This is a genomic window from Bradyrhizobium archetypum, assembly GCF_013114835.1.
Classification (GTDB): Bacteria; Pseudomonadota; Alphaproteobacteria; order Rhizobiales; family Xanthobacteraceae; genus Bradyrhizobium; species Bradyrhizobium archetypum.
Genome location: NZ_JAAVLW010000004.1, coordinates 479,784 through 500,303, shown reverse-complemented (window position 1 = coordinate 500,303; position 20,520 = coordinate 479,784). Strand labels below are relative to the sequence as shown.

The window sequence follows — 20,520 nt, the reverse complement described above, 5'->3', positions numbered from 1 at the left end:
AAAATGTACCGGCCGAGGCGACAGGCCTCCGTCGAGGAAGCGCTGCAATCTATTTCTGATGAGCGCCTGTACGATTTCGTGATCTGCTCATAACCTCATTGGGTGTATTCTCCACGTTGCTCGATAATACCGACGCGACTAGGCCTAAGGCCAAGTGCTGACCATTCGTTGAATGGTGGAGGAGATCGATGCTCACCAAGCGCGCACTGGGGTGGGGTGCACTTAGCACTGTAGCGGCTAGTCTATGGCTGCCCTCTCTTGTCCAACGATCAGCTGATGCCGATGAGAGACTCCGAGACCGTGAACGCAAGCCGTTTGCGGGCCGCAGGCACATCAGTCCGATGGGCTCGGGCAATCGTTCCGGAACCGATTGGCACAATGCTGCAACGCTGCTCGACATCAACGAAATGATCCGGCTTGCCGGTCCCGATGGCACGGTGCATATCCTGGCCGGCCCTGATCCTTATCCAATTGCTGAACCAATCGCCATTTCGCGTGGCGGTGTGTCAGGTAAGCCGGTCAAGGTGATGGGTGTCGATAGCGCCGGCGCGCCAGCCAAGGCCCGCATCATCGGCACGCGCACGAGTCCGTATCCCACTACTCGCGAAGACTTTGCTGCGATGAATAAAGGTAGTGATGTGTTCCGGCTCTGGGCCGGTGCAGATCACCTCCACTTTTCATTCCTGGAGTTTCAGAATATCGGCAATGGAGCGTTCTTGGTCCAAGCAAACCTAGCGGGCTTGACACTGGAAGATATCATCGCCGCGAACGTAACGCGCTTCTTCGAGCGCGATCCCGACAAGATGTGCACGGTCACCGACCTTAAAATCAGGCGTGTTTCCGTTGATGGCTTTTCGAAATCCGCCATCCGCCTCGACCAAAATACATCGAATGTTGTCATCGAAGACGTGCGCGCCGACAGCATGCGCCAGGATTTCGACAACTTCGCGGAGGGAGTGGATTTATCGGGCAATGTGCATGACGTGATTTTCCGTCGCTGCGTCATGCGCAACTCACAACAGACGCTTGGGCCTGATGATTTCTGGAATGGCGATGGCTTTACCACCGAGTTGGGCACGCACAACATCCTCTTCGAAGATTGTGTCGCGAGCGGCAACACGGACGCCGGCTTCGATCTCAAGTCGAATAACTTGACCCTGCTGCGCTGCAGAAGCGATGGCAACACCGCCAACTTCAAGCTCTGGGGCAAGAAGAAGGTTGTGATGCAGGAGTGCGTGTCTGAAAATCCGATCCAGCACGGCGGCACTCAGAGGCCGGTTCATCTTACCGCCCCTTGGGGAGCCAACGTGCTCGTGAAGAATTGCCGCTTCACAGACCAAAATCGCGGCGTAACCGTGTATCATACAGATGCGAACGACGCGGTAAAGCCGCCGGTTGGTTCGACGATTACCGTCACAGGCTCACGAGTCAGCAGCACAGGTAAGCTATCATTCGTTGACCTCAACTCCAAAGTTCTTATTGAAGGGGTCGAGCAACCGTTTGATGGGCGTTGATGCATTCCCGGACGGGACACTAAGTCTCGGAAGGGTATGCCAGCTCCTATTGGAGTGGCGAAATGTTCATGCGTCTAAACCTCGAACGTTGGTGGAAGGCCGTCCACTCCTTCGGCCCTTGGCAAGGGACCGTAGCATATTTCCTATTCGCGTGGCCCAGGCTGATGAGGTCCGGCGACCGGAAGGTGATAGAAATGCAAATCCCAACCTTGCCACATCCGATCCGGCTGCGCCCGGCGACTACCGACTGGGTCGTGATGGAGCAGATTTTTATTGATCAGATGTTCAGCCTAACACAGTGGCCGGAGCATGAGCGCGCCGTCCGTGCATGTTATGAAAGTGCCATAGCGCGCGGCCTGACTCCCGTCATTATAGATTGCGGCGCACATATCGGCTTGGCGACGCTATGGTTCGCGGTAAAATTCCCAGCTGCTCGCATTTTCGCGATCGAGCCGGCGTCCGACAATTTCGAGATTCTGAGTTTGAACGTTAAGCCTTATCCGAACGTGAAGCCGGTTCATGCCGCCATATGGGACCACGAGACGCAGGTCCGGCTCGTCAATGCGGGCAGCGAGCCATGGGCATGGGAGGCCAGCGAACATAATTCTGGGGAAGTGCGGACCGTCACTGTACCCCGTCTTTTGGGCGGCGAGCCAAATAGCGCTCCTCTCCTCATCAAGATCGATATCGAGGGTAGTGAGATTGAGATGTTTCGTTCCAATCTGGCCTGGATCGAGAAAACCCCTTTGATCGTATTTGAATTGCATGACTGGCAAGGTGGCTGGCGTGGAACTGGGCACGCTGTGTTCTCGGGCCTCAGCACCCATCCGCGTGATTACATGCAACGTGGGGAACACATGTTTTCATTTGCCCACCATACGCTGCCCTCAAACTGAGTCGAGTGAACGACAGACAATCCCGTTTCGAGTGGACGCCGGAACCGCCTTGGTCCTTGATGCGCTGGAACCGGCGGTCCCCAGAGACGGCAATAGGACGGGGCACCGCCAGAATTCGGCTGTCTCCAGGACTGGCGCGGGTGTCGCGGAACGACATAGGCGCTGAAGCGGAAAAGGCCCACCACCTGCTCATGATACGCGGGACTCCGATACGCAGAGCAATTTTCTGCCGCTGGTCGTTCAAGGCAACTTCACAGCCTGTATAAGGGCGCTGCTCGTCACGAGATCCTGGTCGGTCAAATGGCGAAAGCGGGGCGCGAGGTTCTCTCGACGAACACCCGAATCTCGCACAATGCGCTCATCGGTCACGACCTGACATCCAGCCTCTTGCATGAGTGCGATGTGGGTTGAATGCGGTTCGCGATTGGTCACATGCCTCCGACGACCCGCGGCCAGCCTCCAAATTGCCTCCGAGCATGACCACTGGCCGTTCCATTCCGTCGTGATCCCGATCGACTGAAAGGCGATCTCATGGGACATGATCCCGCCTGGTCTCAGCCAGTTCGCCATCAGGTTGTACATGTCGGGGAGATTGTGAACGAACTGGAGAACACCCTGCGAGATTACGAGATCGACTGTCGCATCCTCAACCATGCCCGCCGTCCAGGGGGCGTTGTAACAAACCGGCCCGTTGTTACGAGAACTTGCTTCTGGATTGGCCAGGGCGGCCCGGATCAGGTCGATGCGAGCAGGCCTGAGCTCGGCCTCCAGGCGCGCGGATGTAAGAAATTCGCCTGGAAAGGCGTATGATGGCAATGGTGGCTGCAAGTGAGGAAATTCCGTCGGATCCGGTATCGCCGCACGATCCCGAAACAGTGCTGCCAAATCTTCCAGAATTCGAATGTTGCGTTCACTATCAGCGTAGTGCACGGCATCGAGCGCAATATAGCGTTTTGCCCCGGTCAGGAGCGCGGCCAAGCCGACTCCGAGCGAGTCGCCTGGACCAAGCTCGACCACCGTCGTGAAAGTCGTCGGCAGACCGTGCCGGTGCAGCATGCATAGGTGGCGCAGCCAGACAGAGTAGCAATACCTCGCGGACACCGTGCCGCCCGTTCTTCTCCCGGTAAGGTTTCGCAGCCCAGGAACGTACGTCGCAGCGCCAATCACGAGTGAGCGTGGTTTGATTGTCATTCTATCCTCGTTCAAAAGGGATTGGTGCGCACCTTGACCCCATCTCTCCGATTGCAGCTCGTTCTCACCGAGGAGCCGACGTCGCGACGGGATTCCCGGCGAGCGATGATCTTGCTGCGGTCGGCACGCGCATTTGAGTCATCGTGATGATCCTAAACCGTTGGGCTCTGCTACTTGCGCATCTGTCCCCGGTTGGCGACCCGCGAGAGCTGCTTCTCGCAGGGGTATCGCTAAACCAACCACCACCCGGACGGCATGCTCAGTATATTCAGTATATCATGTCAGCGTCGGCAGGCGGTAGCCGACGCGAACGGCGATCGCCGGGAGAACGCCGCATCCATCTGGCAGCTCAACGATATGATCGTAGCGGCCGGTCCACGGTCTACGTCCGCGCTGACGCCGGGCCCTGCTCATTCACCGACAACAGGGTCAACATCAGCACCGGCGTTCAGATCGGACCGCCTGTGATCATCATCGGGGTTGTCTGGAGACTCGAGCGCTGGGTCGGACGGTACGAACACTGGGCGGCCCGCGCGATGGCACCTCCTGCTTGATCGCGAAATGATTTACCAAAAGCGGCACGTCATCGGCAGGTAAAGTATTGCAGGCTGGCCCCATAGCGCGCCGCTGACGCAACAGCGCATTGAATCTTCCTAGGAAGATAACACTTGCCCAGGAAGACCATACTGCAAAAGTCGTAAACGTCAATCGAAGGAACGCGCCAACGGGCCGTGGTCCCTGATGCGCTGGAACCGCAGTAAGACGGAGTTCAGGCCGCTCCGCGCCCGTTTCCAAATTACATCGCTGGAGCCGGGCCTTGCTAGTGGCACCACCAGACGCGGCGAGACTCTACGGGGCGGCTATTCCAGCTTGGCGTGTGTATCGTACCAACCAACCATTGGCTTTCCGCGCACCCATCCTAGCAGCCGGGTGATCTCCTTCCCGCCTGGCAAGCGCGACAGAATCGAGTTATCGCCGAAAAGACGGTAACGTGTAAAAATTCTCCGATACTCTCCCAGGCATTGGTCGTAGCTCAACCAAGCCCCCGGAAGGTCATCGCCAAACGGCCCAGACGCACTGTCTCCGAAGACGTAATCGAGGGAGTCGCCGCCGAGGGTCTTGGTCACAATTTGTGTCCGCGGTATGCGAGCCTGCTGAACCGGCTGAAAGCCGTGATAACCGAGGTCCCGCAGAGCCTGCAGTTGATCGACGAGCCGCGTGAGATCCACCGCTTCCGCCTCGATCGAGATATAGCGCGGGCGATCCTTAAGTCTGTGCAGCCCGTCCAAGACCAGATGATCGGCGCCCTCGATGTCCACCTTCAAATAGAAAGGGACTCCGAGGGTCCGAAAGGCTTCAACGACATCTACCCGTGCGACTTCGATTTTGACCGATCTGGCTCCAATCTTTTCGTTCCGCTCCGCCCAGCTTGCATCGATCGTGCCCCAAACGGATTTCTGCAGATTTTTGTAGAAGGCGAGGCGCTCACCGGCCATTTCAGGCGCGATAGCCCCCTCAACTATTTGCAACCGTCCCTCTGCGATCGCATCCCGGAAACGGGCCTTGCAGTAGGCAACGAGGTCCGGGTTCGCTTCGAAGGCGGCGACCCGGAAACCTTTCTTGAGATAGAAGTCGGTGTCTTCGCCTCTATGCAGTCCAATGTCGAAAATCAGATCCGGTTGATAGGCCATGTGTGCAGCCTCTCCAAGCAGTCGCGCATCATCCCGTGGACATTCGAGCGGCCAGTAGATTAACGGAACCGGCTTCCTATCCTTCGGTTGGGAAGCCCGATCACTCCGCTGGTCCAAAGCACAAACCGCCGAATGAGTTTCTGTATTGGCACGGGCACGTACGAGAGCAAAAGCAAAACAAAGTAACGCTGCGGTTCGACCGAGACAAAGAAGCCACGATAAATTTCGGGCGATACGCGCTCCCGCTGTTGGACTCCGCGGGCGTATTCGAATACTTCCATGTTGAAGAGCCGCTTGAGCAAACGGCGGCGTGTTCCCGATGCTCGAGCTATCATGTCCTCGAGAGTGGCGCACACGCAGTGGCGGGCGTTGGTAGTAACGGAATCCTGCATCTGGCCTGGTATTGCTCGATAATATGAGCTGCAGACGCGCGGCGATGCGAGCGCATCGGAGATGGACAATAGCCGCAGCCACATCTCCTTGTCTTCACCACGGCGACAGCACTCCTTGAACAGACCCGCTTCCAACAGCATGTCGCGGCGAAGAACGACGGCGGATGGTATCACGGGGCAACCGCCGATTCGCAGCCAATCGGAAACAAACCGGTCAAGGCTCAGATGAGTGAAGCGCTGGTCGTCGCAGGATGCGCTGTATGAGTCCTGCGTTACGATGCCGTCAGACCAGATGTTCTCAAAGCCCGTGAAGAGCATCCCCGTACGATCGGTTGCTTGGGTCAGCAGCTTTTCGATTTCCTCGATGTAGTCTCCATGCCAGCTGTCATCGGCGTCGAGAAGCGCAATCCAGCGTGATGTGGCAGATTGAATTCCGAGATTGCGAGTCGCGGGAAGGCCTCTCTGCTTTGGATCGGTTCGTCTTAGCAGCCGCAGTCTCGGATCTTGAAACGCGGTTACCTGGTCGATACTGCCGTCCGTCGAGGCATCGTCAACGATGATGATTTCGTCAACTGGCCTGGTCTGTGCCAGTATGGAAGTGATCGCGCGCGCAACATAAGGTTCTTTGTTGTAGAGCGGGACCAAAGCAGCAAACGTGTCGGCGGTCATGAGCTGGCCCTTCCGGTGCCCAATGCTGACGTGTAGATCGTGTGAGCTCCTCTATATTGTGAGCTCTACCTCAACCATATATGATGCATCTTCAAAGTCACGCGCCGAACCTGTCTGGAAAACAGCCTTCACTGCATGCCCGCTCCATTTTAAACTAAGTGGAATGCCCTGACTGCCGAGGTCCGGATGCATCGGCTTTTTCAAATCTCAAACCAAGGGTTGAAGCGGGATGCCCGTCGAGCAAGCGTTACGAACCTTGCTGGGCGCGCCGTAGATCTTCTTCTTCAATTTGGCGTCCTGATTGTCCTGGCTCGATTGATCACCCCTGCCGAATTCGGCGTGTTCGTCATGGCGACATCCTTTCTCTGGCTGACCATGACTTTCAGCGACCTAGGACTGGGCACTGCGGTGCTTCAGGAGCAACAGTTGACCGAGGGACACGCCTCGGCTGTATTCCAGATCAATTTGGCGACTGGCCTTGCTTTCGCGCTCATATTTCTGGTGGCCTCGCCATTGTTTGGCTTGTTCTATCACGATCCTCGGGTGACGCATGTTGCGGCCGTCTTGAGTCTTGTATTCGTCTTTTCTGGGCTCACCGCCGTGCAGCTGGCATTGCTGCGCCGCGCGTTGAAGTTTGATGTGCTGTTGCGCGCTCAGATTATCGCGTCGGCCGTTTCGTCGGTTGCGGCCATCATTCTTGCGCTCATGGGCGCGGGTTATTGGGCCCTGACGGTCCGTGCCCTTGCTGATCCTCTAATTTATTCCATTTTGGCTTGGCTTTCGTCGGGTTGGCTGCCAGGCCGCGCCAAATGGGATCAGACGACAAAGGCGCTACTGCGCTATGGAGGTCATAATCTCGCCTTCACTCTTCTTTCTTCGGCCGGTCGGCAGACCGACAGCATTCTGGTCGGCTGGCGTTTTGGAAGCGTCGAACTGGGGGCCTACGCGTTGGCAAGCCGGCTGTTTTATCTTCCGCTCGTGCACGCTGCATGGCCGCTCGGCTACGTCATGATCCCTGCTCTCAGCCGGCTCCGGGATGACCCTGATCGACTGAGAAGGTGGTATTCGACGCTCCTTCGAATGGTGACGTTTGTAGCGCTCCCCCCAATGTTCAGTTTGGCGATCTGCGCCGATGACGTCGTATATTTGGTCGCCGGTCCGCAGTGGATTAAAGCGGCTGACATCCTAAGGGTGCTCGGGCCGGTTGGAGCGCTACAGGTGGGCACCGCCACCATCGATTGGTTATTGCTTTCGCAGGGGCAAGCGCGCCGCTCTCTTGTTTGGGAGGCGGTCAGAACGACAGTCCTCCTCGTGTGCATCGTTCTTGGTCTTCCCTGGGGTGCAATGGGCGTCGCAGTGGGACTTGCCGCGGCAACTCTCCTGTTGTTTCCTCCTAGCTTCGCGTACGCGACAAAGGGTACCTCGATCCGTCTGATCGATGTCACGAAGGCCTTGCTTCCGAGTTTTGCTGTGATGATGGTTACGGTCGGTGCGGTACTCGTGCTGAGGGTTTTCGTCGCGCAAGATTGGAATCAAATTGCACGCTTGCTGGTTACAGGTGCGGTGATCGCCGGCATCATGACCTGCGGGGCAGCGTTCGCTTACGGCCGTTCGTTCTTGAATCCCCGTTTTCTGATATCAAGTCTGACGTCAACGCTGTTCGTCGAGCGGCGCTAGACTTTTCTCCTTGAGATATCGATTCGGACTGAACGAAGCGACGTCCGAGCGCGATTGCGCTTTGGCGAGCAAACGCTTCCGGTGCTCAAGAGAGCGTCAACCTGCGTCGCGGGTCTCGTCGCCCGTGGGTTGTGGCGCGCACCCTCCGAACGCCGACCGCAGCACTTGGCTAGAATAACGGTGACACCAATTTTCTTCGATGGCTTCGGTTCCAAAAGGACCATGTTGGCGGACGCTGGTTGCACGCGCGCCCCGCAAGTCGTATCATGATGCCTCTGCCTGCATTATTACGATGGCGGAAGTACCATGAATTCTTTGCGTTCGCGTGTTTGCACAGCATGGCTCCGTAAAGAACGGGGTGCGGCGCTTATTTTTGCTTCCCTTGTTTGTTTTGCCATGCCCGCTATGGCTGAATATCGCCTCGACGTTGGTGACGTCATCGAGATATCAGTCTTAGGCGTACCGGAATTGCGGCAGCGTGTTCCGGTCCAACTCGATGGAAGTATTTCGTACCCCCTGCTCGGATCCTTCGCGGTTTCCGGTCTATCTCCATCGGAGGTTCGGGCGAAGATTCAAGCCATCCTTCCGACCAAAGTATTTCGGCAAAGGGCGTCGGATGGACGCGAGAGCGTCGCGGTCATAGAGCCTGATCAGGTGACCGTAGGTGTCGTCGAATATAGGCCAATATACGTAAATGGCGATGTGTCCAAACCAGGTGAGCAGACCTATCGCCCTCGTATGACCGTACGCCAGGCCGTCGCCCTTTCAGGCGGCTACGAGATCATGAGATTTAGGACGAGCAGTAACCCATTCCTCGAGTCATCTGACTTTCGGAGCGAATATGAGTCCCTATGGACCGAATTCGCTAAAGAGCAGGCACATGTCTGGCGTCTACGAACCGAGCTAGGAAACACGGATAATCCGGATCAGTTAGTCCTCCGCGAAGCTCCGATAGCTCCATCGGTACTTTTGCAAATCGCACATCTGGAGGACGAAAAATTGAAGAGCCGCCAGCGCGAATATGATCGAGAGAAGGCATTTCTTCAAAGTGCCATTAAGCAGAGCGACACGCAGATTGCAGTGCTATCCGATCAGCTGCAGCAGGAGGAGCAAGGGGTAAAGGAAGATAGCCAGGATCTGCAGAGGATCACTGAGCTTCTGGGGAAAGGCGCAGTGACGGCCCCGCGACTGACCGATGCTCGTAGAGCCCTTTTGCTGTCCTCGACGCGCAAGCTGCAGACAACCGCGCAACTGATGTTTCAACGGCGGCAACGGCAGGATACTGCAAGACAGCTCGAAAGGCTCGATGACCAGCGCAAGGTCACTCTACTGAACGAGCTCCAAGATGCTGGCGTGAAGATCAATCAAATAAGAGCGAGGCTACAAGGCGTTGCAGAAAAGATTCAATACACGGCCCTGGTCAGATCACAGTTCGTACGCGGGTCCGGAGAAAAGCCGGAGATTGCCGTCGTTAGGAGCGGGCCTACTGGTCGGGAGCGCTTAATCGCTGAGGAAGATACCGAGCTTCAGCCAGGGGACGTGGTCGAGGTGGCGTTGCGAACTGGGGAAAACCCAGGGCCTGCGCAATGAGTACCGCAACCGCTACTGTTGCTTCCAACCAGCTCCTTAGCTTCTTGATCGAGTGAAGCTAGGAGCAGGCATTCGAAAAGGCCATTTCGCTACCTTCTGGAGGGGCGGAGATGCTGAAAAAAGCTGCTTGGCAGCCCTCACCTGCAGCAGGTGAGGCTCGAACAGCAAGTTCTAAAGATCAGTATATTGATCCCGTCGGCGTGCTTCGTGTCCTGCGACGCAGATGGGCTGTGATCGCGAGCATCTTGGCATTGGCCGTCGCGGTTGCCGGAATCTATGTGGCAACGACATCGCAGCGCTACACCGCCTCCTCGTTGTTGCTGTTCAACGTCCGAGATGCTGAACAGTTTCAACAGCGCGGTTATCCCAATCCGACCGCGGACTCGGCGTACATCGACAGCCAAGTGGAAGTCCTCAGGTCTGAGGCGATAGCGAGATCAGTCGTCAGGAACCTGAATCTCCTGTCCGACCCGGAATTCATTTCGCGAACAGGGGGCTTGGTGGGGATCTTCGGCAAGATCTCGAGTGCCATCTTTGGCTCGGGAACGAAACCCAACCAGGAGGGCCGGGCCGTCGCGGCATTCCAAAGAAACCTCACGATCAAACGCATTGGTTCGACCTATGTCATTCAGATCGATTACCGGTCGCTGGACGCCACCAAGGCCGCCCGGATCAGCAATGCTGTAACCGAAGCCTATCTGAGCGATCAAAACGCGTCGAAATACCGTTTTTCTTACGACATAGACGCATGGCTTCGAGATCGGCTCGACAAGCTGAAAGCCCAGGCTCAAAATTCGGAACGAGCCGTCGCTGAGTACAAGGCCAAGAGCAATGTTGTTGGCGCAGATGCACCCCTTTTAAGCGGACAGCAGCTCGCCGATCTTTCCAGCGGTCGACGCGTCCTTCTCAAGGACCTGGAAAGCTCCGCACAATCACATCGAATGCTTTACGAGACTTTTCTCCAGCGGGTAACAGAGTTCACGAACCAGCAATCTTTCCCGACCAACGAGGCCCGGATTGTCTCCGAGGCATCGCCGCTGCTTGTGAAGAACGATCCCAAACCCGTTCTCGTTCTCGGGGCTGCGACTATCCTTGGCCTTATCGGCGGTCTCGCCGTTGCTTTTGGACGAGAGTACCTCGATAAAAGTTTTCGCTCATCGGAGCAGGTCGAGAAGGAGCTCGGTACCGAATGTCTCGGTGTCTTGCCGACGATCGGACCCGCGCGAGATCGGTTGCCAAATAGGCGTCGAGACGGTGAGAGCGGTGACCGATCTATGCCGACCTTTGCTAGAAAACACCGCTTCGTTGTCCGAGAACCGTTCTCCCAATTTGCTGAGACAGTTCGGTCCTCGAAGATAGCGGCCGATGTGGCCGGTTTGCACCGGCCGAACAAAGTCATTGGCATAACGTCGGTAAGGCCCAAGGAGGGAAAGACGCTGTTTGCTGCAAACCTGAGCGAAATGATGGCGCTCTGCGGCTGCAAGGTCCTTCTGATCGACTGCCAACTGCGCAATGCTGGGATGACCGCACAATTCGCGCCGGCAGCGAAGGCTGGTGTGATTGAGGTAATCACAGGTCAGGCCGCCGTTAAGGACGTCATATGGCGCGATTCCAGCACCAATTTGAGCTTCCTGCCGGCGGTGAAAGCAGTAGCTAATCGTGATCCGACGGCTGGGAGAGTATTAGGTCCGGCTGCCATGTGCCAACTTACCCAGCTTACCTCGGCGGGGTTGGAAACACTTCTGCAGTCCGTCCAGGATTTCTATGACTACGTGATCCTCGATCTTGCTTCGCTCACGCCAATGGCAGACGTGAAAGCGATCTCCCATTTGATCGACTCCTTCATCCTGGTCATAGAACTCGGCGGCACTTCGCAAGAAGCCGCGATCGATGCCCTCGACTCAGCGCCTCCGATTTTCGAAAAACTCTTGGGCGTTGTTCTAAATCAACACCGACAGAGCAGGCTGAAAAGGCTGGCGCGATAAGAGAACCGGCGTCACGGCTAGGAACAGGCAGATTCTGCAGCGTTGCGAGAGCGCCGGCTTTCGAACCTGACGTTTACCTCGACATATGTCGCTTTCTTCTGTTAGGCCAAGATGGAAGAGCAAGTCCCATCCTTCCCGATCTACGTGACTCTTCCAGTTTGCAGCGCAACGTTGTTGCTGGTGCTCATTCAAGTTTGGCAGTTGCGAGACTCCTTTGCCACATTCCTGCTTCTGGCCATGTGGTTTCGCTATAGCATTGCGCTCTTTCACGAGTATACGTACACGCCTATCGTAGCCGGCCTTTCGCTTGTTGCGCTCACGTCCATTGCCGTTGTTGCAGTCGGCCTATTGCTGGTCGGGTCTCGTAGGCTCCTGCTGCGCCGGCTAGTTCCTTTTTACGGCATCGTAGTCGTTATCTTCATCAGTGCGTTGCTAAACCAAACGTGGCTCGGAGCCATAAACGCTACACTCAAGTGGTTCTATTTGATCGTTTTTGCGCTTGCCGCCTACCTTGCCATGCTGCGCTGCGGGCGAGAGCGGATCCTTCGCTCTCTTGCAGTGGTTTTCACCGGACCAATCATGTTGCAATGGCTCTCGGTACCATGGGGACTGAAAACAACAAATGAGGACGGATCGACCAGCTTCCTGGGCGGCTACCAACATCAACAGTCGCTCTCGATTATTTTGCTCACGTTTTTGTACGTGACATGTTTTTCGCGCGAAATGAGCGGGACAGCCTCCTACGTGCGGCTGGCGATTTCGGTGGCTGCAATTGCTCTGGCAAACTATAGAACGGCCTTGCTCGCGGCAGTCCTGCCAGCAGGCTCCCTCGCATTCTCGACGCTGTTGAGGAACATAGTCCCCAAGCAACGCGGTCTTCTGCTTATGGTCTTGGCGATCGTGGCCGTGTTCGTGTTCGCCGGAGTAGCAGTTCTTGTACAAGAACGGTTCGCCGATATCGGAACGATGATCGATAAGAACACATCATTGCTTCAGCCACCCGAGCGCTTCTCGCGAGAAGAAACGCGGATGTTTTCGGGTCGAGCATACCTCTGGAGTCAGTACATTGAGGCTTACTTGGACGGAAGCATCATCAACATTCTGGTCGGCTTCGGGCCTGAAGGATGGGTAGGGCGATTCTCGCTGTATGCGCACAACACCTTTGTGTCGTATTTGTACGAGCTTGGTCTGCTTGGACTTGCTGCCTTTCTATGGATATTGATTTCGAATTTTTTGATGGCACTGCACGCGAACAGAGATGACAAGCCGACCCTCATATCGTGCCACGTCGGCTTCTTTGTCTTGAATCTGGCAACCATGCCGTTCTGGACACTTGAGGGAGCGATTCTCTACGCATTGCTGCTTGGCCAGACCTGGCATTTGGAATCGACCAAGCTATCCGGAGAAGAAACATTGTACCCTCGAACCCGCCTGCGAGTGGACCGTTTGCAGTCGCGTTAGATAGGGCTGCTCTCGAGCTGAGAAAAAGAGCAAGCATTGGCTCCAAACAAGGAGAAGCAGATGTCGCTCAAACTTGGTTCTCTGGTTGTTGGCATAGCAACATACGTCCCTGGGCTCCGGAACCTGACGGGAAGGAAGACAGGTGGTACGGTCTCTGCGAGATACTGCTACTCCGTTTGGTTGCGCCATCTTGCAATGCTGCATGCCAGCGCCCTGCCAACGAGATTCGACACAATGGCCGAGCTTGGTCCGGGTGACTCGCTCGGCATAGGGCTTGCCGCAATCCTCTCCGGGACAGAGCGCTGCTTGGCACTCGATGCTGTCCCTTACGCCAACAGTTCACTTAATTTGCAGATTTTCGAGGAATTGATCGCACTCTTCCGCGATCGCGCTCCGATTCCCGATGATGCTGAGTTCCCGCTCGTGCAGCCGGCATTGTCATTATACGCATTCCCTGCGGACGTTCTCACATCGGCGCGCCTGGAGGCGGCCCTCAATCCGAAACGGCTGGAGCGAATTCGGACCTGCATTACTAGTCCGGCGACAACGGCGCGCGCAGACGCACCTCTCTGCTATATTGCCCCGTGGGAGCCAGGCACGATCCGGGATGCGAGCGTTGATCTAGTGCTCTCACAGACCGTGCTGGAATATCCTGGCGACCTAGCGGGAATTTACGCCGAAATGTGCCGTTGGCTGAAAACTGGCGGCGTCATGAGCCATGAGATTGACTTCAAGTCGTTAGGAATGACCACAGAGTGGAATGGCCACTGGTCATGCTCAGATGTGGTCTGGCGCCTGGCAGCGGGCAGACGCCGGCACAGGATCAATCGCGAGCCGCATTCAACGCATATAGCGCTTATCGAAAAAATGGGATGTCGTATCGTACGTGACGAACGGACCATAAGGCCATCCGCTATCACGCGCGCACAGCTTGCGCCACGCTTCCGCCATCTGACCGACGAGGATCTGGTCACGAGCAGCGCCCTCATTCAAGCAGTGAAGCAGGGCTAAGCGGCACATGGGGAAGTTGAATGCATCCGCTCCTCCAGGACGGCAGTGGTCCGATGTGACGTAGCGCTGAAGTGCCCCAGGAAGCTCTACCTATCCGATCGTCGGTTCGCGCCATCAGCCGCGCAGCCCGCGTCAAGTATCCTTTGCACCAAGCCGCGATTGTCAATCTGCGGAGGTCGCTCACGCCGGCCTCTTGGACCGCGTGGCAGGACTTGCCCGCGGCACACCGGAGTTCAGACGAACTAGCACTAGTCACTAGGACTAGTCCAATAGGCCTAGGCCAATTCTTCCTCGATAGCACCACGGTTGTAGAGAAAGGCAGACGGTAATCAGCGCCTATATTGTCGCGGCAGTCGGGGGGAGTGACATTCTGATTGCTGGGTCGCCCGATGCGAATCTGGATAATTGAATCGGTTCAGGCGAGGCTCGTCGCCTCAGTCTCCGCATCCTCTGCACTTATTACGTGCTGGCCTCCTCCACGTGCGAGCGATCATCAGGACCGACCTTACAAGCCGATCAGGAGGCCGGAAACCCGACCCTCCCCTTCCGTCACGTCCCGCGGCGTCTTCACAACTCTAAACGGTTCGTCTCACCCTCAGGGCCAGTCAAAAAGTTCGATAAATGCTCAGAGAGCTGGCAGTACCGGCGAGTTACGGCAATGAAGACTCTGCCGACAATTGCGTCGCACCGCGGTCGATTGGCCACCGCCGGCAATTCAATAGGCCTAAAATACGAGGATTTCATGTTCCTCGCGATGCTGGGGGATGCCTGCGCGATCGTATTCGCGAGCATCGCAGCGGGCGGGATATATCATTGGATCTCATTCGGGAAACTCCCAAACCTGAATGATTTTGTTGCTTTGGGCGGCATTTTGGCCGCACTGACAGTCGTCCTGTTAAAGCTCAAGGGCCTCTACACTCCCGACGTCTTGCTTTCGGTTCGCTCGCAGATCGCTCCGATAATGATGAGCTGGAGCAGCGTACTTTTGCTCCTCTTCGGTGCAAGCTTCACGCTGAAAGTCAGCAGTGACCTGTCGCGCGGCTGGGCTTTGTCCTTCGCGATAGCCGCTCCCCTGCTGATTCTCTGTCAGCGGTTTCTGCTCCGGCGTGCCATGCTGGAGATCATCCAGAAGGGCTGGCTAAAACGTCCAAAAATAATTCTCGTGACGAGCAGTTCAGAATCGATACTTGCCGCGAACGAGACGCTGCGGACTTACAATATCGTAAGAAGCCATTTGCTTCCTCAAAACACTGACGACATCCGGGCTCTCTTTCTGTCGCTCGTAAGCACCTGCCGTGGGTCCGACATCAGCGAGATCCACCTTGCGATAGATTGGGGTCGTTGGTCCGCTACCAAACAGGCGCTAATCGAACTTCGCGAGCTTCCGTTGCCGGTGCGGCTGATTGCCGATGCGACAGCCCAGGAGATCCTCCAGTCACCACAGGGGACGCGTTGCGGCACAGTCAGCTTCGAACTTCAGCGAGCGCCACTAACACCAGGGGAGCGAGCGGCAAAGCGAGCCTTCGACCTGGCGGTCGCAACCTGCAGCCTCTTGATATTGGCGCCTTTTCTGCTGGCAGTCTCGCTCGCTATCTGGATCGACTCATCCGGTCCGATTCTCTTCCGGCAAAAGCGTGGGGGGTTCAATGGACGTTCTTTCGAAATCCTGAAATTTCGCACAATGCGTGTCATGGAAGACGGCGTCACAATCAAGCAAGCCACTCCTAATGACTGTCGCATCACGCCCATCGGCCGATTGCTGCGTCGGACGAGTATCGATGAATTACCACAGCTCATCAACGTTCTGCTTGGCGACATGTCACTTGTCGGACCTCGGCCTCACGCGCTCGCCCACGACGATCAGTACAGCAAGCTGATCTCGCACTATCCGTGTCGCCACCACGTGAAACCTGGAATGACCGGGTGGGCTCAAGTCAATGGCTTTCGCGGTGAGACGCCAACGTTAGCGCCAATGAAGCGGCGGGTAGAACTGGATCTTTGGTACGTCAGCAATTGGAGCTTTTGGTTGGACCTTCGAATAATCGTTCGGACCGTTCGCGAAGTTCTTCGTTCGCGGAATGCATTCTGAAGGCCAAAAGCAATACGTTTTGGACGCGCAACGCCCAAGGATGATTAGGTGCCACGAACACAGGTCAGCACGCGAATTACGGAGCTCAGTATGAAGTAGAGGTCGGCCATGATTGTATGCGTCTTGGGTCTACGTGGCGTCCCCCGGGTGATGGGCGGCGTCGAAACGCATTGCGAGAATCTTTATCCTCTTCTCAAGAAGCTCCGTCGGAACGACTCGTTCACGATCATCGGACGAAAAGCGTACCTGCCAGATCGATTGTCCGAGTATCAGGGGATTCGAATCGTGTCGCTCGCGCACGCGAGGGGGAGGCACTTCGAAACGATCACAAACGCGGTTTACGGTGTTCTGTATGCCCGATTTGTGGTACATGCGCAGTTGCTGCACTTGCATGGAATTGGCCCTGCATTGATATCGCCCATCGCGAAACTCCTGGGGATGAGGATCATCGTTACATATCATTCCAAGAACTATGAACACCGAAAATGGAACTGGTTCGGAAAATGTGCTCTGCGCGTCGGTGAGCTATGCTCCATCCAATTCGGAGATGAGATAATCGCTGTATCGCGATCGCTCGCGATGGACTTGAAGCGGCGCTTTCCGCAAGCGGCGAACAAGATACATTTCATTCCCAACGGTGCCGACCACCTGTTGCGACCAACAACTGAACTGTGCGATGTTCCCGACATTCTGTCCAAGTATGACCTTGTCAAAGGCAGATATATCGTCACTGTTGGCAGACTCGTGCCGGAGAAAGGATTTCACGATCTGATTCAGGCTTTCAAGGCCGCCGATGTCGACTACAAGCTCGTGATCGTTGGCGATTCGGAACGTAGAGACCGTTACTCCAGCAGCTTGTTGGCGGAAGCGAGCAACTCGATCGTGTTTACCGGAGTTCTCAAAGGGGATGCGCTGCAAAGCATTCTGCAGGGTGCGTCATTGTTCGTCCTCCCCTCATACAATGAGGGGCTGCCGATCGCCGCATTGGAGGCTGCCGTAGCCGGGACTCCTGTTCTTCTGAGCGATATTCAGCCAAATCGCGATCTCGGCCTTCGCCCGGAGAACTATTTCAAAGTTGGCGACGTCGGGCAGCTGCGGCACCGGTTAACGCAGGACCACGCGACATACAAAGTAGCCCGCGACGCAGTTTTGCAAGACTACAACTGGGCTAACGTATGTGCGCAGACGGACAAAGTGTACTCATCTGTGCATTTTTGAGGCGGCGCCAGAGCGCGGCGCGTGCGAATATTGAATGAATCAGCGTCGCGATCGTCCCACGTGGCAGAGGGTGACAGTTGGTCAGACATCGAGTTGCAGTTTATGAGGCCGAGACACCGACTGTTCACTGCCGGCATCGAGGTTATTGCAGCGTCACGCGCGGATCGCTGGCTTCGCAATCTCGCGCGCGGACTCGGTATTGTTCTGATGTTTCATCACGTTCGGCCGCGGCGTGACGTTGCGTTTGCGCCGAACGAACTCCTGGAAATCACACCGGAATTTCTCATCACCGTCTTGGCCGAGCTGAGGCGGGAGGGCTTCGACATCATTCCAATTGCAGCGGTTCCCGATCGACTGCGTTCGAATCGGCGTTCAAGGCCCTTTGCAGTCCTGACGTTCGATGATGGCTACCGAGATAACGTCGAGCATGCTTGGCCGATCCTGAAGCGGTTCGGGGCTCCCTGGACGATATACGTCACCACGGAGTTTGCCGGGGGACGGGGGCAGCTTTGGTGGCTCGAACTCGAGCAGGCAATCGCGCGGCTCGACCGCATCGTGATTTCTCGCAACGGCGAGCCGTTGAGCCTGCCGAGCCGTACACCTAACGAAAAACAGGATGCCTTCCATGCCGTGTATCGTCAGCTCCGGGCGGGACCAATGGAGCGGCTGCGAACCGTGACGGCTGATTTGGCTTCGCAGGCCGGCATTATCTCAAACTGCCTTGCAGCGGAATTCTGCCTCAGTTGGGACGAACTTCGAGACCTGGCACGAGAGCCCGACGTGACGATCGGTGCACACACGCTATCGCACCCTGTCCTCGCGAAGCTCGACACGACCGCAGCCGCACGAGAGATCGCCGACAGCAAGACGCTGCTGGAGCGCCGGCTCGGTCGCCCGGTCAGGCATTTCGCCTATCCCTTCGGCGATCGGCTCTCGGCGGGCGCGCGCGAGTTCCGCCTTGTCCGCGATTCGGGCTTTGAGACCGCTGTGACATCCAGGCCCGGTCATCTCTTTTCCAATCACACCGATTACTTGCACTCCCTGCCGCGGGTATCGATCAACGGATTGTTCCAAACCAGGGCAGCTTTACGCACCCTTTTCTCGGGGGTCCCCTTCTTGCTCTGGAATCGTGGCCGTGTGGCCGAAATTGAGACCTGACTTCGAGCGGTGGCCACGCGGACGCCCCACCCTCCAGCGACGAGGTGGGGCAACGAGTCGGGTCTAACAAGAAGGCTCATATTGCAAGAATCTCATGACCTTCGACGAGATGGACTGTCAGCTGTCGCCAAATGGATCTTGGCGACGGCCGCAGCTTCGGTTCGATTGCGAACTCCCAACGCCCTCAGGACGCCGGACGCATGGATTTTTGTGGTGCCCTCTGCAATCCTGAGCGCGCGAGCAATTTCCTTGTTCGACATTCCACGCGCAAGCATAGCCAAGACCTCACGCTGCCGCGGCGTAAGTTTGTCAGAAAGTGCTTCGATTCGATTGAGCCGTGGACTCAAATGGTGAATCTGCCCGCCGGATCCATTCGTAGCTTCGCCAACTTTTGTCAGCAACGTCGGTACGTACACGCGACCAGAAAGCATATCTTTAATCGCGCCGAGAATCTCACTGTCGGATTGTGACTTGGATACGAAACCATAAAGGCCGGCATCAAGACTGCGCATGATATCAGCGCGGGTAGCCAAGGCCATCATGGCGGCCAAACGCGTTTTCGGATAGCATTCGTGCAGCCCATGAAGCGCTTCGAATGATACACCCGCAGTGCTGAGATCTAGGAGGCTCAGGTCGATGCAGCCATCGGGGTCAAGGCGTTTGCACGCGCTCTCCAGACTGTCTGCCTCAAGCACGTGGGCTTTGGCTATATGGGATTCCAGCGCACCACGCAGCGCCTTCCGATACATAAGATGATCGTCCACAATAAGGATACGAGGCATCGAACGCGCCCCTCGACCACGCCCCGGGAAAGCTGCGCTCTCGTCGGTTTTGTGTCTAGGATGACTTTTCTTGAGCTTCCTGAGATTACTAAAGTTCGAAAGATGTTCTTGTTGCGATTTTGTGAAAACTTATCGTCAAAAGTATGCTGATGCGAGAGTTCCCGCGTGCGAGAACTCTTGCCGGCCGAGCCCTAAAAACGTCGGGCCAGCCCTGTTTTGTTCTCGGCGAGCGCTCGCATAACTTATTGAAGAAGAAAGCTTTCGCGATGGTGGGCGCACCAGGGCTCGAACCTGGGACCCGCTGATTAAGAGTCAGCTGCTCTACCAACTGAGCTATGCGCCCGGACGCTTGAGGTCCGGAAAACCTTCGCGAGGGGCGTCGTTTAGCAAAGCGACTACGGGATGTCCAGCAAGCCTGCTCAAGTTTTCCCGCGCTTTGGTGGATCGCCCGAACGGCAAAAAGCCGCTGGATTCCAGCGGCTTCTGCCGGTGTCGGGACTAGACCAGGCGCGGCGATCCCTGCTCAGAGCCGCTCGGGCCCGCCCCGGTCCGGGCCACCGTCTCGATCATCCCGGTCGTAACGGTTGCGGCCGTAGCCGTGATGCCCGTCAAAGTCGCGGTCCATCCCCATTCCACGCTCGAACCGGTGGTGGCGCCAGCCTTCCCGGCCCCCGAACCGGTCCAAATGGGTCAGGATGGCAAGCCGCCGCTTCTGGCCGTCATCCAGCGTCTTGTAGAGCGGGTCGGCGGCTTCCGCGATCTTCTTCATGGCTGCCGCCGAGGCCGCCATGTTGTCGGCGTGCTCGCGCAGGCGCGAGACCGGATCGTCCGGCTTCTGCTGGCTGGAATCGTCCCGCCGCGGGTTCATCCGCGCATTGGCGCGATCGATCCTGAGCTTGGCGAACTCCCTGACCGCCGCTTCGACCGGCGGCCATAGTTTTTCCTGCTCGGCCGTCAATTTGAGGCCGGCATGGACGGCCGCGATCCGCGCGTCGGCGTAAGCCGCCCTGTCCTCCGCGCTCATCCGCATATGGCCGAAGCCCCAATGGCGGTGCTGGGCATAGACCGCGGTCGAGCCGGCGATGGCAAGGACCGCGACGGCAGCGATGGCAAAATTCCTCATGCGAACCTCCCGTGAAAGGTTGCACGAAGATGGGCCCGGCCGGGCCGGCGTTCAACTTAAGGATTGGCAAGGG

Annotated in this window: 15 protein-coding genes and 1 tRNA gene; 10 read left to right on the top strand and 6 right to left on the bottom strand. The window is 56.8% G+C overall.

Annotated features, from left to right (window positions below):
* The first annotated feature begins 188 nt into the window (after positions 1-188).
* Both HCN50_RS15080 and HCN50_RS15075 read left to right on the top strand, forming a co-directional pair.
* On the top strand, positions 189-1,514 hold the full coding sequence (locus tag HCN50_RS15080; RefSeq protein ID WP_171710441.1) for a right-handed parallel beta-helix repeat-containing protein: 1,326 nt from the start codon (positions 189-191) through the stop codon (positions 1,512-1,514).
* Between the two features lie 194 nt (positions 1,515-1,708).
* On the top strand, positions 1,709-2,410 hold the full coding sequence (locus HCN50_RS15075) for an FkbM family methyltransferase (RefSeq protein WP_171710440.1): 702 nt from the start codon (positions 1,709-1,711) through the stop codon (positions 2,408-2,410).
* Positions 2,411-2,650: 240 nt separating this feature from the next.
* Here HCN50_RS15075 and HCN50_RS15070 read toward each other — a convergent pair whose 3' ends face one another.
* From HCN50_RS15070 to HCN50_RS15060, 3 genes are all read right to left on the bottom strand, one after another.
* Positions 2,651-3,388 (bottom strand): methyltransferase domain-containing protein, encoded by a 738-nt coding sequence (locus HCN50_RS15070; RefSeq protein WP_171710439.1) that lies wholly within the window; start codon positions 3,386-3,388, stop codon positions 2,651-2,653.
* A 1,073-nt stretch (positions 3,389-4,461) separates the two neighbouring features.
* Positions 4,462-5,292, bottom strand: coding sequence for an FkbM family methyltransferase (locus tag HCN50_RS15065; RefSeq protein WP_171710438.1), 831 nt, complete (start codon positions 5,290-5,292; stop codon positions 4,462-4,464).
* Positions 5,293-5,351: 59 nt separating this feature from the next.
* On the bottom strand, positions 5,352-6,353 hold the full coding sequence (locus HCN50_RS15060; protein WP_171710437.1) for a glycosyltransferase family 2 protein: 1,002 nt from the start codon (positions 6,351-6,353) through the stop codon (positions 5,352-5,354).
* Between the two features lie 186 nt (positions 6,354-6,539).
* Here HCN50_RS15060 and HCN50_RS15055 point away from each other — a divergent pair, with 186 nt between their 5' ends.
* From HCN50_RS15055 to HCN50_RS15020, 8 genes are all read left to right on the top strand, one after another.
* Positions 6,540-8,030 carry a lipopolysaccharide biosynthesis protein gene (locus HCN50_RS15055; protein ID WP_171710436.1) on the top strand — a complete coding sequence of 497 codons (1,491 nt, stop codon included), beginning with the start codon at positions 6,540-6,542 and terminating at the stop codon, positions 8,028-8,030.
* Positions 8,031-8,336: 306 nt separating this feature from the next.
* On the top strand, positions 8,337-9,620 hold the full coding sequence (locus HCN50_RS15050) for a polysaccharide biosynthesis/export family protein (protein ID WP_171710435.1): 1,284 nt from the start codon (positions 8,337-8,339) through the stop codon (positions 9,618-9,620).
* Positions 9,621-9,730: 110 nt separating this feature from the next.
* Entirely contained in the window at positions 9,731-11,605 is a 1,875-nt protein-coding gene (locus HCN50_RS15045; protein ID WP_171710434.1) for an AAA family ATPase, read from the top strand.
* A gap of 111 nt (positions 11,606-11,716) precedes the next feature.
* Positions 11,717-13,066 (top strand): O-antigen ligase family protein, encoded by a 1,350-nt coding sequence (locus HCN50_RS15040; protein WP_171710433.1) that lies wholly within the window; start codon positions 11,717-11,719, stop codon positions 13,064-13,066.
* A gap of 234 nt (positions 13,067-13,300) precedes the next feature.
* On the top strand, positions 13,301-14,077 hold the full coding sequence (locus HCN50_RS15035) for a methyltransferase domain-containing protein (RefSeq protein ID WP_171710432.1): 777 nt from the start codon (positions 13,301-13,303) through the stop codon (positions 14,075-14,077).
* Positions 14,078-14,735: 658 nt separating this feature from the next.
* On the top strand, positions 14,736-16,166 hold the full coding sequence (locus HCN50_RS15030; protein ID WP_171710431.1) for an undecaprenyl-phosphate glucose phosphotransferase: 1,431 nt from the start codon (positions 14,736-14,738) through the stop codon (positions 16,164-16,166).
* Between the two features lie 150 nt (positions 16,167-16,316).
* On the top strand, positions 16,317-17,384 hold the full coding sequence (locus HCN50_RS15025) for a glycosyltransferase family 4 protein (RefSeq protein ID WP_171710430.1): 1,068 nt from the start codon (positions 16,317-16,319) through the stop codon (positions 17,382-17,384).
* 102 nt (positions 17,385-17,486) lie between these two features.
* Positions 17,487-18,542, top strand: coding sequence for a polysaccharide deacetylase family protein (locus tag HCN50_RS15020; protein WP_376700291.1), 1,056 nt, complete (start codon positions 17,487-17,489; stop codon positions 18,540-18,542).
* 92 nt (positions 18,543-18,634) lie between these two features.
* On the opposite strand, the gene HCN50_RS15015 is transcribed toward HCN50_RS15020, so the two are convergent.
* The 3 genes from HCN50_RS15015 to HCN50_RS15005 all read right to left on the bottom strand — a co-directional run bounded on the left by HCN50_RS15015 (position 18,635) and on the right by HCN50_RS15005 (position 20,447).
* A complete protein-coding gene (locus tag HCN50_RS15015; protein WP_171710429.1) occupies positions 18,635-19,324 on the bottom strand; it encodes a LuxR C-terminal-related transcriptional regulator in 690 nt (229 codons plus the stop codon).
* A gap of 267 nt (positions 19,325-19,591) precedes the next feature.
* Positions 19,592-19,667: transfer RNA gene (locus HCN50_RS15010), tRNA-Lys, on the bottom strand.
* Between the two features lie 180 nt (positions 19,668-19,847).
* A complete protein-coding gene (locus HCN50_RS15005) occupies positions 19,848-20,447 on the bottom strand; it encodes a Spy/CpxP family protein refolding chaperone (protein WP_171710428.1) in 600 nt (199 codons plus the stop codon).
* Positions 20,448-20,520 lie beyond the last annotated feature (73 nt).